Below are 14,079 nucleotides of genomic sequence, written 5' to 3' on the forward strand. Positions count from 1 at the left end.
TCAAGTTGTAATACATTAAAGAAACTGTGTGCAATTTTCAAAGAATAAGATTTCTTTGAAAATCGATTAAGTTTGATTAGCAAAATCTTAAGTTTTGAATCTTACTTAAAATAGCGTTCCGCGATAGCTCAATGGTGGAGCACTCGGCTGTTAACCGATAGGTTGGAGGTTCGAGTCCTCTTCGCGGAGCCAAGATCTCGTGATGATGGCATAGAGGTAACACTCCTTCCCATTCCGAACAGGAAAGTTAAGGTCTATAGCGCCAATGGTACTGCATGGGAGACTGTGTGGCAGAGTAGGACGTTGCGAGGTAAGCTTAAAAGATAGTTATTATGACTATCTTTTTTTATTTTCTCAAATTTTGACTGAGTAATATATAAGCAATTAAGTTTGGTCTAAACTGACTAATTTAATTGGTTAGATTCATCAATATAAATTTATTATTCTATATGTGTATTGAAGATCTTGAATATTAATTAAGTTTATAGATTATCGGCAAAAAGAAAAATAAAAACTGTTTATTTTGAATCTATGAAGTTAACTAATTACTAAAGTAAGACTGCAATATACTGATGCCTGTGTGCTATAATAAATGCGTATTAATAACGATTTACAAGAAATATTATATTTATGATAAAAAGGAGTGCTTTAATTGTATATAAGTGAAACAAAGATTGTGGTAAGATATGCAGAAACAGATAAAATGGGCATTGTTCATCATTCTAACTACTTTATTTGGTTTGAGGCAGGAAGAACTGATTTCATAAAAGGAAGTCATATAAGCTATAGTGAAATGGAGGAAAATGGTATACTAATACCTTTGGCTGAAAGTAATTGCAAATATATCATAGGAGCAAAATATGAAGATGAATTGATAATAAAAACATGGGTTAAACAGCTAACACCGGTTAAGGTAGAGTTTAATTACTCTGTTATCAGAGAAAATGATCAAAGAGAAATTGCTAAAGGAAGTACATTACATATTTTTCTTAACAATGACTTTAGGATAATTAACTTAAAGAAGGTTAAGAAAGAAATATTTGATAAGTTAGAATCTTTAATATAAAACATCTCTGGCAAATATAGAAGATCATATATTAAATTAAGCATTTAATATATGATCTTTGTTTTGGGAAAGGATTATTCATTAACCAACACTTTTACTATTTCTCCAATATAGATAGTGTGATAATCTTTTTCAGGATATATTTTTTCATCGAAAGAAGAATTGTCAAAGTTTTCAGGTTTAATTTCTGTATGATACATTTTTTTGCATACAACCACCATTTTAGCTTCTTCAAAGTAAGTATTATTCTCATCAAAAATAGGAGTTAGATTTGCTTTTTCAATCTTGTTAGTATCTCTTCCAGAAAGACTTCCACAAATATTTAAAGATTTTCTATAATCTTCACTAAAGAATGATAATGTAAATGTATCATTTGAATCTACGAATTGTTTTGTGTAACGTCCAGGTCTAATGTATATAGTAGCTGAGTTTTTACCCCAAAATACACCTAGCCCACCCCAACTTGCAGTCATAGTATTAAACTTATTTTCAGTACCAGCTGTGATTAATAACCATTCATGTCCGATGAGAGTGAATGGATTTATATTTAGATTTTTAATTTCAATTTCTTTAAACGACATATGTTTGCCTCCCATAAATTTTTTATTTAATAATTTATATTTATTTTAAAGCTATTAAGATAAAAGTTCAATTACATAATTTTCAGGTTTATATAATTTATTAAATCATTTTTTTAAGAAATCAATAAGTGTCTTAGCCGCTATTGAAAGATTAGTTGAATTTTTATATATCACCCCTATATACCTTGGGGGAATTTTATCTTTTAGAGGAATTTCTAAAAGAATTTTATTTTCAAGTTCATCGTTTAAAAACTCTTTTATAACGGAAGTAATACCAAGACCTATTTTTGCACATTCAATTAAAAAATCCATATTGCTGGCCTCAATATCTGGAATAATCTTTATATCATGTCTATTAAAATATGTTTCTATATGCTCTCGTGTAGCATTAGGATTTTCAAGAAGCATAAAAGATCCATTGGCTAATGTATCATCAGCAGAATTCAAATTTAGTTTTTCTAAATAAGTACTACTTGCTACTAGGATATCTTGAATTTTACAAAGTCTTATAAAATCAAGATCAGCTTGGGTAGAAGTGGTACCAATAATGCCTAAATCTAATTTTTCTTCTTGAACTAATTTTATTGTATCTAATGTAGGTTTATTTATTATTTTAGTCTTAAAATAAGGATATTCTTTTATAAATTCACGAAACCTAGGTAAAAAATAGTTTTTTCCGATGGTTGTACTTACACCTAAATTAATTGTACCAGCTTCTTTATTTTTTAGCTTTTCCAAAATATTTTCGCCAAGCCTAAGATCTTCAAAAGCATCTTTTATGTGATCAAATAATATTTTTCCTTCTGGTGTTAATGCTACACCTTTTGAACTCCTTGAAAATAAGGTTACATTAAAAGAATTCTCTAATGTTTTAATTGATTTACTTACTGCAGGCTGTGAAACAAAAAGAATTTCAGCGGCACGAGATATATTATTACATTTAGCAACTGTAAAAAAGACTTTATAGAGATTTAAATCAAAAATCATAGTATAACTCCTAATTATAGTATTCATAACTAATATATATTTTTATTATACATTAAGACAAGCTAAAATAGTAATAAGCTAAGTAAAATATTTAATTTTATATTAAAAATATAAAAGGAAGGAAGAATAGATTATGAAGATTGGAATAATTGGAATGGGAGCGATAGGTGGATATATTGCTGCTATGCTTTGTAGAAGTAAGGAAAATGTTTATGTTGTAGCATATGGAAAAACATTAAGCAAAATAAAGACTGATGGAATATCACTAGAAAGTGAAATAAATGGGAAGTTTACTGTTTTTCCTACTCTTGTAACAGATAATTCAGAGGAAATTGGCATTGTGGACATTATCTTTGTTTGCGTAAAAGGATATTCTTTAAAGGCAGCTGCAAAAGCAATTTCACCTATGATTGATGAACATACTTTAATTATTCCTATAATTAATGGAGTGGATGCAGGAGGCAAGTTATATTCTTATCTAAGAAAAGGAAAAGTAACAGATGCTATTATGTCAATTAATTCTAAAATTGAAACTAATGGAGTTATTAAGCATACTAGTCAAAATACTAGAATATTTATATCATCTAATAAAAAACGTCCTATTTATAAGAGGCATTTGGAACGGATTTATAATGTTTTAACTAAATCAAACATTTTATGTGAAGTGAGAAAAGATGCAGAAATTTTTGCATGGAATAATTACGTATTTAATTGTGCGTTTAATGTAACTGATTCATATTATGATGTGAAAGTAAAGGGAATACTGGAAGATAAAATGAAGTTTGAAACTTTTTGTAATGTGGCAAAGGAATGTGAAGAAGTTGCTAGAACTAAGGGAATCAATCTTCCTCCTAATATTTATGATAATGCAATTAATACACTAAAAAGTTTATCCCAAAAAAGTATAAGTTCTATGCATAGAGACGTTGTGTCAGGGAAAAGATTTGAGCTTGAATTATTTTGCGGTGATTTATGTCGTATGGGAAAAGATCTAGGAGTTCCAACTCCTTATACTAAAAAGGCTTATGAAAAGCTAAGAATTTTACAACCTATGTAATAAGATATTTAGAGTAATATATAATTCCCATGCAGGCACGTTCTTAAATAATTCATTTATGAATTATAAAATATGATTATTTAGTAGCAAATAATATTGATCTTTAAATACTCACTAGTATGTTATAATATTAGCAGCTATAATATTATATTATTTTGAATTGTTTATGGAGGTGAATTTTTAGTGCAATTTAATTCTTGCACTAAGATGTATTATGGATTATAAAAATAAAGTATGCATAATTACTGGAGGAGCTTTAGGGATAGGAAGATGTTTGACAAGAGAATTTTCCAATGTTGGTGCGAAAGTTATGTTCATAGATAAAGATAAAGAGGCAGGGAACGAGAACTTAGAATATATAAAAAGTAAAGGTGGAGAAGTTGACTTTTTTCTAGGCGATATTGCAGAAGAGGATACTTTATATAAATTTGCAGACTTTATAATAAAAAAATATACACATATAGATTATCTCATTAATAATGCTTGTATTAATAAAAAAGGAATTATTTCTAAATGTTCGTATAAAGATTTTAATTATGTGCTTAAAGTTGGTGTAACTGCACCATATATATTAACACAATTACTTATGAATAATTTTAACAAAAATGGAGCAATTGTAAATATTTCATCTACTAGAGCTTATATGTCACAATCTGATACAGAGAGTTATACAGCAGCCAAAGGAGGGATTTTGGCATTAACCCATGGACTTTCAGTTAGTCTTTCTAATAAGATCAGAGTAAATTCAATTAGCCCAGGTTGGATTGATACAGGTGCTTATTATGATGAGGACTATATACCAAAGTATAGTGAAAATGACTTATTGCAACATCCATCAGGTAGAATAGGGAATCCCAAAGATATTGCGAGAGCAGCTATGTTTTTATGTAATGAGAATAACAGCTTTATTAATGGAGAAAATATTAATGTAGATGGTGGAATGACGAAACTTATGATATATAACGATGATAATGGGTGGAGATATGATAACACTAACTATTAATTAATATGTTATAAAAATATTTTAAATCTTATGTATATAGAGATTATTTCCTATATTCATAAGATTTTTTTTTCGGATTTACATATTTATAATTAGGTGCTGGAATAAACTTCAAATATAAAACATAGTATAAAGTAGAGTAACTAAAGGAGGAATAAGAGATGAATTTTTTACTTACTAAGCTAAATGATACTTTTAGGGATAAGAAAGCCTATTTTTTCATTGTACTGATAATGTTTTGTTTAGGAATATCTTTTGGGCTTTATACTGTTAAATATATGGGGGAATCAGATAAAACGGATTTAACAAATTATTTTTTTAGTTTTACTAATTCTATAGGTAGTCACCCTATTAATTATGGAAATTTATTATTCGAGGTTATAAAGAAAAATATACTAATTATTATACCTATATTTATATTAGGTTTAACTTTTTTTGGCGCTCCTGTAATATTAATTTTGGACTTGTTAAAAGGTTTTACATTAGGGTATACTTTTTCTTTTATGATAACTACTTTTCAAGGAAAAGGGATTGGACTAGCCTTAATATCTATTGTTCCTCAGAATTTAATATATATTCCATGTTTCATAGCATTAAGTGTTATTAGTTTATCTATGTCTACAGAAAGGTTTAAGGGAAGATTTTTCAAACATGGAAAGATAAAAGATCCTTTTTTAGATGGTGTATTAAATAAATTAATTGTCATCCTAATATTATTTACAATAGGTATATTAATTGAAACTTATATATCACCATCTTTGATAAGATTTGTGGCTAATAAATTCTATTTATAAAACAAAAGATGATTTTAGATAAGGAAAGAAAAATGACGATTTGGTCGAATGCTAATCATAATCAATGGTATAGGAGTTAATAATGATAAATAGTATAAATAATTATAAAAATTATTTGTTTGAGAGTGGTAAAAGTGAGAATACTATATATGCATATGTAACAGATGTTAGTCTCTATTTAAAATTCTTAAATAGAAAAAAGATAGACTTATATGAAAGTGATAAATCAACGGTTATGTCATATATACAAAATCTCACTAATCAAGGAAAATCAGAAAGATCTATAAATAGAATAGTTATAAGTCTAAGGAATTTCTATTCATATTTGAAAAGTGAAACTTTAATTAAGGAAGTTCCTAAAATTGAATATAAGAGTTCAAAAAATAATAGAAAATTGCCACAAATTTTGACCATTGAAGAAGTAGATAAGATAATTAGAATAGTGGAAAAAGACTGCTCAAAAGGAATTCGTGATAATGCATTGTTAGAGTTAATGTACGCTACTGGAATGAAAGTTTCAGAACTTATTGGATTAAATGTAGATGATATTAATCTTGATTTAAATTTTGTAAAATGTACAGATAACAAGCATTATGAAAGGCTTATTCCTATAGGAAGAAGCGCTTGTAAAGCATTAACAGAATATTTAAGCATAAGATATAAGATTGCACAATGTGGTGTGACTAATCTTTTTGTAAATCTAAATGGGAATAAGCTCACAAGACAGGGTATCTGGAGAATTGTTAAAGAATACTCTAGAAAAGCTGGTATAGATAAAGACGTTAATTTAAACACTTTCAGACATTCATTTGCTGTTCATCTTCTTCAAAATGGGGCGAATGTTAGGGCTGTTCAGAAGTTACTCGGTAATCAGGTATTAACATATATGGATACGTATTATGAGATAATCAATAATGACAAAATAAACTATATATACATGCATACTCATCCAAGAGCTTGATGAGAATAGTTATTTGTATAAGAAATTAATTAAAAATATTACGGGAGTTTCTACCCGTTTGCCACCACTTATCAAATTGGTGGCAAGTTTTATTTAAGACTGAATTTTTATATTTATAGATTAATACGTATTTATTAAAATTTTCAGGAGGAATATTCCAACTTTTGTATAATTAACTATATAAGAGGAGGCGATATTTATGGTCAAAAAGGAAAGGTGCATATGGATAGCGTAGCCTTTATAGACAATTAGCTGTATAAGAGGAGAAAGCTTTATATACAATTAGTTATATAAGAGGAGGAAGGGTAATGTTATTAAGTTCAATACAGAAATGCTCTAAGTGTGATATAAGTTTTGCGTGGGAATACACAACTCCAGAAACAGAAAGAGTATTGAATTTTGAAGGAGAGACTACATCAATAGCTAGCGCTAAACTGGTAAGTGCTGAAGAGGGAAAATATGATATTAAAGTGAAATGTCCTAAATGTAAAGCTTTAAATAAGTTTTATATTATTGTGCCAAGGTATAATGATAAGAAATGATATATAGATTATACTTAACTAAGAACTCTAGAAATAGGGTTCTTTTTGGTGTGATAAAAGTTGATAGCAAACTTAGAGTGATATAAGGAAATTATAAAAGGAACTTAATAATTAATATTATAGATCATTGTGATTATATGTAATTAGTGGTATAATCTCAAAAGTAATTCCAATTAATAAGAGATTGAGGTACTTTTCTGAAATTTAATTAAATTCACAATATATTAAGAAGCATGCACAATTACAAGCATAGCAATAGTTATTTCAAAATATATTTAGAGAAAGTATGAATTTTATTGTGAATATATATAAGCAGGTGGGATGATGGATGATAAAGAAATTGATGATATGTTTTTTCGAATTTACGATTACGAATGGCTGAATAATGAATATAAAGAAGCAGCTAGAAAGTCATCAGCGTATATTGGGTTTAGACTATATATAAAGCTTAAAACGTTTATTAATGCAGCATTAAATATAAAAAGATAGTATTTATTATATTTAAAGTTAAATTGGAATAATGTTAGAGAATTATTATCTAAAACTATAAAAAACAAAGAGCAACATACATAGGGGTAATATGAATGTTGCTCTTTGTTTTTATATTATAGGGTAAATATTTATGAAAAAAAGATTTTATTAACTTTATGTACTTATTTTAATATATCATTGTGTCAGTATGATGACAGACTTAATAAATTATTTTTGGTTATTTTAAAGTAATATGGAATTAAAATACTGATTGATAATTGTATGGTACATGCTAAATTAGTAGATACTATTAGTAACATATATTAAAGCTTGTAAATAGCTAAGTCAGTATAAGGAATGTCGTATATTGTAGTAAATTAGTTTTTGTAGAAAGACATACAATAAAACGACAAATAATGTATAGATTATTACAAAAAAATTACATATTTTTATTTAAGTCGAACTTCTATACAATAAGCAAAATAAATGTGATATACTGATACATGATATAAATTAATCTAGCTATAGGGGGAAATAAATATATGAGAAAAAATTATAGGTATAATAAAAGTAAAGATAATAATGTAAAAAAAGCTAGAATAATTATTTTATTTATTACTATAATTCTTTTAATAATTGGGGGTAGTTCTCTTATTACAGCAAAGCTTTCTGGAAATAGACAAGAAGTACAAGCACTTGATGATACTAAGCAAAGTGGAGATTCAAATTCAAACGACAAAAAAGATAACAACGATTCTTTAAATGTAGAGAGTAATTCAGAAGTAGAGGATTCGTCATTTATTGAAAAGTATTTGGATCAACAAATGAAGGGACAAAAGCCAGATGGAGCAGATGGTAAGAAAGTAGTATACTTAACTTTTGATGATGGTCCATCAGAAACAGTTACACCTCAAATACTAGATATTTTGAAGTCGGAGAATGTGCATGCAACATTTTTTGTTGTGGGAAAAGCACTAGATAAAGATGAGAATACTAAAAATATAGTTAAACGAGAATTATCTGAAGGAAATTCTATAGGTAATCATACTTATTCACATAATTATAATTATTTATATCCAAATGGAAAGATAAATTTATCGAATTGTATGTCTGATATTGAGAAAACAAACGAGTCTCTAAAAAAGGTTTTAGGAGAAGATTTTTCAACTAGAGCTATTAGATTTCCAGGTGGTCATATGACTTGGAAGAATAAAGATTCAGTTGGTATGGATGCTATGGACAAGGCTTTACATGAAAAAGATTATCACCAAATAGATTGGAATTCATTATCTCAGGATGCAGAAGGTGCACCTAAAAATGCGGAGCAACTAAAACAAGAAGTTATAAAAACTACAGCAGGTAGGGAAAAGGCAATAATTTTGATGCATGATACTTATGGCAAAGAAGAAACAGCAAAAGCATTACCAGGAATTATAGAATATTTAAAACAACAAGGCTATGAGTTCAAGGTTATTAAATAGTATTTATTAAGAAAAAAGATGAATTTAGAAATTATAATAAATTCATCTTTTTTCTATTTTTATAAGAACGATTGTTGCAGTATAGACTTGGAGTTTTATACAAATGTATAAAAGAGTCAACTTAAAGGTTTCTGACGCTTTCATTATATTGACATAAATTTTAAATTTGACTTTTTAATTATATATCATAGCAAATAGATTAATTCTAAAAATAAAATAGATGGTCATTTGGAAATGTGAGATATACATTAGTGTTTAGAGAGAAATTCATATTCTTTTTTTCTACTTTAAATTCAATCAATTTTGCATCCTTTTTAGTATTATTTTTCATATATATAGTGAATTCAAAGGGATTTTCTATAATAGTATCAATAGTATAAGGAAAAGTATTAATATTTTCATTATTGTTTATACATATTTCGATATCATGAGCTCTTATGCAGATATATTGGATATTGTCTGGAATCTCGTCATTAATAACATATTCATGCCCCCAATTTTCAGCATAAATGGTATTTTTCCCAGTCTTTTTAGCTTTAGATATGTTTTTACATCCTGTTAATGTAGCTTCTGTAAGATTTTTAGGATGTTTAAATAAGTCTTTCTTTTCTCGATTTTCTAAAGAAACTCCATTTTCATAAACAATTATATTGTCACAAACTCTATAAGCTTCAGCTATATCATGAGTAACAAAGATAACATTACCACTATAATCTTTTACTATAGACATTAGTTCTTTTTCTAAATCGTTTCTTAAATGTTGATCTAAAGCAGAGAAAGGCTCATCTAAAAGTAAAATATCAGGGGACGTTATAAGTGCTCTAGCTAAAGCTACTCTTTGCTGCTGCCCACCAGATAACTGCCAAGGATAGTGTTTTTCGAGTCCACCAAGATGCAATCTTTCTATATATTCTTTGATTAAGGATTCCTTTTGATCTTTTTTCATCTTAGAAACGCCTATTTCAATATTATCAATTATATTCATATTAGGAAACAAAGCATAATTTTGAAATAGATATCCGATTTTTCTTTTCTGTGGAGTTAAATTAATTTTATTTTCTGAATCAAAAAAAATCTTATCATTTACAATTATTTTTCCTCTAGAAGGAGTAACTAATCCAGATATGCATTTTAAACTCATACTTTTTCCAGATCCTGATGCACCTAAAAAACCTAGAACACCGCTTTTATGTTCAAAATTCACATTTAAATTAAAGGAGGAAAGATGTTTTTCTATATTAACATATAATGACATTATCTGGCACTCCTTCCCATAAGCTTTAACTGAACTTCTGACCAATAGTTTAATATTAGAATTAGAAATAATGATAAAGTAACAATGATAACAACCCAAAGAATTGCCTTGTGCATATCTCCACCTTCGGCTGCAAAGAATATTGCAAGTGGCATAGTTTGAGTTTTTCCAGGGATATTACCTGCTAGCATAAGTGTTGCGCCAAATTCGCCCATAGCTCTTGCAAAAGATAAAACTAGTCCACCTATAATACCTGGCATGGCTAATGGAATGGCGATTTTATAAAATATTTTAAATTCACTAAGGCCAAGAGTCCTGGCAGCAGAAAGAATATTAATATCTATTTGCTCAAAAGCAGAACGTGTAGTTCTATACATCATAGGAAATGAAACCACTATAGCCGCAATGACCGTAGCACTCCAGCTGAAAATTAAAGAAGTATTAAAAAGATCTAGTAGCTTTCCTATAGGTCCATTTTTACCACAAATAAGCAATAAAAAGAAGCCGACAACAGTGGGAGGAAGAATTAAAGGTAAGGTAAATAGTCCATCAATTATTCCTTTAGATTTTCCTTTAAAGTTTGACATCCAATAAGAAACTATAATTCCTAAAAAGAATGTTATTACTGTTGATAATGTAGCGGTTTTTATAGAAATCCATAAAGGTGAAAAATCCATATTAATTCCTCCTTCAAAGTTAGACAAACTAAAAAGTTGTCAAAAAATATAACATAATTCTGTTGCAGACAATCTAAAAAAATTAAATTATAGCATATTACTACTGTTAAAAATCAATGCAAAATAGAATAAATATATAATGCAATATTTAAATATGTTTTATATAGTCATGTTTGATAATGTTTAGTTTGGTTTTATTATGATTTTTATAATATTAGCATTAATTCTATAAAAATACAATAGTGTATTACATATGCTTAATTTTGTTTTCTGATAGTAAAAAAATAGTAGAAATATTATTAAAAAAGACAACTTGAAAATATTTACAATTTAATTAAGAAGATGTATGATATTACCATAAAAATAAATTTGGTATAAAAAATTTTTTTTAGGTAAAGAAATGGTTTGTAGAATATATAAGAGATTAATTTAATAATAATATTTTAGAAGTAGATTTTATAGGCTACTAAATATCATTACAAATAAAGTAGACAAGCATTTGTTTCCATTATAAATATGATTCCAAATAAAATATTAATTAAGATAGGGGAAGAGAATATGAATTTTGATCAAATTAAATCAAAGTCTGAAAACTATAAGGAGGATATGACAAAATTTCTTCGTGATTTAGTTGCAATACCTGGTGAAAGTGCAGAAGAAGAAGGGGTTATAAAAAGAATAGAACAAGAAATGAAAAGCGTTGGATTTGATAAAGTTGAAATAGATCCAATGGGTAATATTTTAGGATATATGGGTACAGGAGAAACTTTAATAGGCTTTGATGCTCATATTGACACAGTTGGTATAGGAAACATAGATAATTGGAACTTTGATCCATACGAAGGATATGAAACAGAAACTGAAATAGGCGGACGTGGTACTTCTGATCAATTAGGCGGAATCGTTTCATCTGTTTATGGTGCAAAAATAATGAAAGACTTAGGGCTTTTAAATGAAAAATACACAGTATTAGTTGTTGGTTCAGTTCAAGAAGAAGATTGTGATGGACTTTGTTGGGAATATATAATCAAAGAAAGTAAAATCAGACCTGAATTTGTAGTTTCTACAGAACCAACAGATGGTGGTATCTACAGAGGACAAAGAGGCCGTATGGAAATCCGTGTTGATGTTCAAGGTATTTCATGTCACGGTTCAGCTCCAGAAAGAGGAGACAATGCAATTTACAAAATGGCTGAAATATTAATGAACATTCGTGACCTTAACGAAAATGATGAGGCTGATAATAAAGAAATCAAAGGATTAGTAAAAATGTTAGATGAAAAATACAACCCAGAATTTAAAGAGGCTAACTTCTTAGGAAGAGGTACTGTTACAACTTCTCAAGTATTTTATACTTCACCAAGCCGTTGCGCAGTTGCTGACTCATGCTCAATTTCATTAGACCGTCGTATGACAGCAGGTGAAACTTGGGAAAGCTGTTTAGAAGAAATTCGTCAACTTCCAGCTGTTAAAAAATACAATGCAGCAGTAAGTATGTATAACTATGATAGACCAAGCTACACTGGTTTAGTATACCCAATTGAATGCTACTTCCCAACTTGGGTAATTCCAGAAGATCATATTGTAACAAAAGCATTAGAAGAGGCATATAAAGGTCTTTACGGCACAACAAGAATCGGTGCTGGTGAAAATGAAGCAATGAGAAAAGCTCGTCCACTTACTGACAAATGGACATTCTCTACAAACGGTGTTTCAATTATGGGACGTAACGGAATTCCTGTAATAGGATTTGGGCCTGGAGCAGAAGCTCAAGCACATGCTCCTAATGAAAAGACATGGAAAGAAGATTTAGTAAAATGTGCTGCAGTTTATGCTGCTGTTCCAACTATATATACTTCAAATAAATAAATATTGTTAGCGAAAATTAAGGGGGATATTAAAATTATGAGTATTGTAGATAAATATGTTAATGAATTAAAAAGCTTAAAAATTGATGAAATGTATAAAAATGACTTTTTTCTTACATGGGAAAAAACTACAGATGAGTTAAAGGCAGTTTATGAAGTGGCAGATGCATTAAGAGATTTACGTAAGAATAATAAATCAACAAGATTGTTTGATAGTGGACTTGGAATTTCATTATTCCGTGATAATTCAACACGTACTCGTTTTTCATATGCTAGTGCATGTAATCTTTTAGGCCTTGAAGTACAAGACCTAGATGAAGGAAAAAGTCAAGTCGCTCATGGTGAAACTGTAAGGGAAACAGCCAACATGATTTCATTTATGGCTGATGTCATCGGAATTCGTGATGATATGTATATTGGAAAAGGAAATAAATATATGCATACAGTTGCTGATGCAGTAAAGGAAGGTTATGAAGATGGAGTTCTTGAACAAAAACCAACATTAGTAAATCTACAATGTGATATTGATCATCCAACTCAAGTTATGGCAGATATGCTACATATCATACATGAGTTTGGTGGCATTGAAAATTTAAAGGGTAAAAAAATAGCTATGTCTTGGGCTTATTCACCATCTTACGGTAAACCATTATCGGTACCACAAGGGGTTATAGGATTAATGACACGTTTTGGTATGGACGTTTGCTTAGCACATCCAGAAGGCTATGAAGTAATGGAAGAAGTTGAAAATATAGCTCGTAATAATGCTAAGGAATCAGGTGGAACATTCACAAAAACTAATGATATGGCAGAAGCATTTAAAGATGCAGATATAGTATATCCAAAGAGCTGGGCTCCTTTTGCGGCAATGAAAGAACGTACTGATCTTTATTCAGAAGGCGATTCTGAAGGCATTAAAGAATTAGAGAAAAAACTTCTTTCTCAAAATGCAGAACATAAAGATTGGGAATGTACAGAGGAATTAATGAAAACAACCAAAGATGGAAAGGCACTTTATTTACATTGCTTACCAGCTGATATTAGTAATTTGTCATGTGAGAAAGGTGAAGTTGAAGATTCTGTATTTGATCGTTACAGAGTTCCACTTTATAAAGAAGCAAGCTATAAGCCATATATTATAGCAGCAATGATTCTTCTAGCAAAGGTAAAGAATCCTGCAGAGGTTTTAGAAAAAATGGCTCAAAGTGAGGATATAAGATTCAAGGGTTAGGAACTAATAAAAAAATATACACATTTAAAAAGAACAGCTATGCTGCATATAAGAACATTTCATGGAAATTTTAGACTTGTTATTTATTTTCATGTGCCTTAAATA

At 28.8% G+C, this 14,079-nt stretch carries 14 protein-coding genes, 1 tRNA gene and 1 rRNA gene; 12 read left to right on the plus strand and 4 right to left on the minus strand.

All coding sequences use genetic code 11. From position 1 onward, the window contains the following. Window positions 1-117 precede the first annotated feature (117 nt). From T483_RS0126205 to T483_RS0126215, 3 genes are all read left to right on the plus strand, one after another. Window positions 118-192, plus strand: a tRNA-Asn gene (locus T483_RS0126205). Between the two features lie 3 nt (window positions 193-195). After that, window positions 196-312 (plus strand): 5S ribosomal RNA (rrf, locus tag T483_RS0126210). Between the two features lie 340 nt (window positions 313-652). Further along, entirely contained in the window at window positions 653-1,066 is a 414-nt protein-coding gene (locus T483_RS0126215; protein ID WP_026889504.1) for an acyl-CoA thioesterase, read from the plus strand. A 74-nt stretch (window positions 1,067-1,140) separates the two neighbouring features. On the opposite strand, the gene T483_RS0126220 is transcribed toward T483_RS0126215, so the two are convergent. Continuing rightward, window positions 1,141-1,647 (minus strand): flavin reductase family protein, encoded by a 507-nt coding sequence (locus tag T483_RS0126220; RefSeq protein ID WP_026889505.1) that lies wholly within the window; start codon window positions 1,645-1,647, stop codon window positions 1,141-1,143. 105 nt (window positions 1,648-1,752) lie between these two features. Next, on the minus strand, window positions 1,753-2,634 hold the full coding sequence (locus T483_RS0126225) for a LysR family transcriptional regulator (protein WP_026889506.1): 882 nt from the start codon (window positions 2,632-2,634) through the stop codon (window positions 1,753-1,755). 133 nt (window positions 2,635-2,767) lie between these two features. On the opposite strand from T483_RS0126225, the gene T483_RS0126230 reads away from it, so the two are divergent. From T483_RS0126230 to T483_RS0126260, 7 genes are all read left to right on the plus strand, one after another. Next, window positions 2,768-3,691 carry a ketopantoate reductase family protein gene (locus T483_RS0126230; protein WP_026889507.1) on the plus strand — a complete coding sequence of 308 codons (924 nt, stop codon included), beginning with the start codon at window positions 2,768-2,770 and terminating at the stop codon, window positions 3,689-3,691. A gap of 214 nt (window positions 3,692-3,905) precedes the next feature. Next, window positions 3,906-4,694: an SDR family oxidoreductase gene (locus T483_RS0126235; RefSeq protein ID WP_026889508.1), complete on the plus strand. Its 789-nt coding sequence runs from the start codon at window positions 3,906-3,908 to the stop codon at window positions 4,692-4,694. A gap of 161 nt (window positions 4,695-4,855) precedes the next feature. After that, entirely contained in the window at window positions 4,856-5,488 is a 633-nt protein-coding gene (gene spoIIM, locus T483_RS0126240) for a stage II sporulation protein M (protein ID WP_012058193.1), read from the plus strand. A gap of 82 nt (window positions 5,489-5,570) precedes the next feature. Continuing rightward, on the plus strand, window positions 5,571-6,449 hold the full coding sequence (locus T483_RS0126245; RefSeq protein WP_026889509.1) for a tyrosine-type recombinase/integrase: 879 nt from the start codon (window positions 5,571-5,573) through the stop codon (window positions 6,447-6,449). 308 nt (window positions 6,450-6,757) lie between these two features. Next, complete coding sequence (locus T483_RS0126250; RefSeq protein WP_026889510.1) at window positions 6,758-6,991, plus strand: hypothetical protein; 234 nt, start codon at window positions 6,758-6,760, stop codon at window positions 6,989-6,991. A gap of 324 nt (window positions 6,992-7,315) precedes the next feature. Next, complete coding sequence (locus tag T483_RS31820) at window positions 7,316-7,480, plus strand: hypothetical protein (protein WP_196244927.1); 165 nt, start codon at window positions 7,316-7,318, stop codon at window positions 7,478-7,480. 524 nt (window positions 7,481-8,004) lie between these two features. Further along, entirely contained in the window at window positions 8,005-8,943 is a 939-nt protein-coding gene (locus tag T483_RS0126260) for a polysaccharide deacetylase family protein (RefSeq protein ID WP_026889511.1), read from the plus strand. 205 nt (window positions 8,944-9,148) lie between these two features. Here T483_RS0126260 and T483_RS0126265 read toward each other — a convergent pair whose 3' ends face one another. Continuing rightward, the gene (locus tag T483_RS0126265) at window positions 9,149-10,198 is read right to left on the minus strand and encodes a sulfate/molybdate ABC transporter ATP-binding protein (protein WP_026889512.1); all 1,050 of its coding nucleotides are present in this window, start codon (window positions 10,196-10,198) and stop codon (window positions 9,149-9,151) included. Next, window positions 10,198-10,875, minus strand: a complete 678-nt coding sequence (gene modB, locus T483_RS0126270) for a molybdate ABC transporter permease subunit (RefSeq protein ID WP_026889513.1) — start codon at window positions 10,873-10,875, stop codon at window positions 10,198-10,200. The genes T483_RS0126265 and modB overlap by 1 nt, the downstream gene beginning before the upstream one ends. Window positions 10,876-11,433: 558 nt before the next feature. Here modB and T483_RS0126275 point away from each other — a divergent pair. Both T483_RS0126275 and ygeW read left to right on the plus strand, forming a co-directional pair. Then, window positions 11,434-12,744 carry a YgeY family selenium metabolism-linked hydrolase gene (locus T483_RS0126275; RefSeq protein WP_026889514.1) on the plus strand — a complete coding sequence of 437 codons (1,311 nt, stop codon included), beginning with the start codon at window positions 11,434-11,436 and terminating at the stop codon, window positions 12,742-12,744. 36 nt (window positions 12,745-12,780) lie between these two features. Further along, window positions 12,781-13,974 (plus strand): knotted carbamoyltransferase YgeW, encoded by a 1,194-nt coding sequence (ygeW, locus tag T483_RS0126280; protein ID WP_026889515.1) that lies wholly within the window; start codon window positions 12,781-12,783, stop codon window positions 13,972-13,974. Window positions 13,975-14,079 lie beyond the last annotated feature (105 nt).

The sequence above is a fragment of the Clostridium beijerinckii HUN142 genome, from assembly GCF_000621745.1.
GTDB lineage: Bacteria > Bacillota > Clostridia > Clostridiales > Clostridiaceae > Clostridium > Clostridium beijerinckii_A.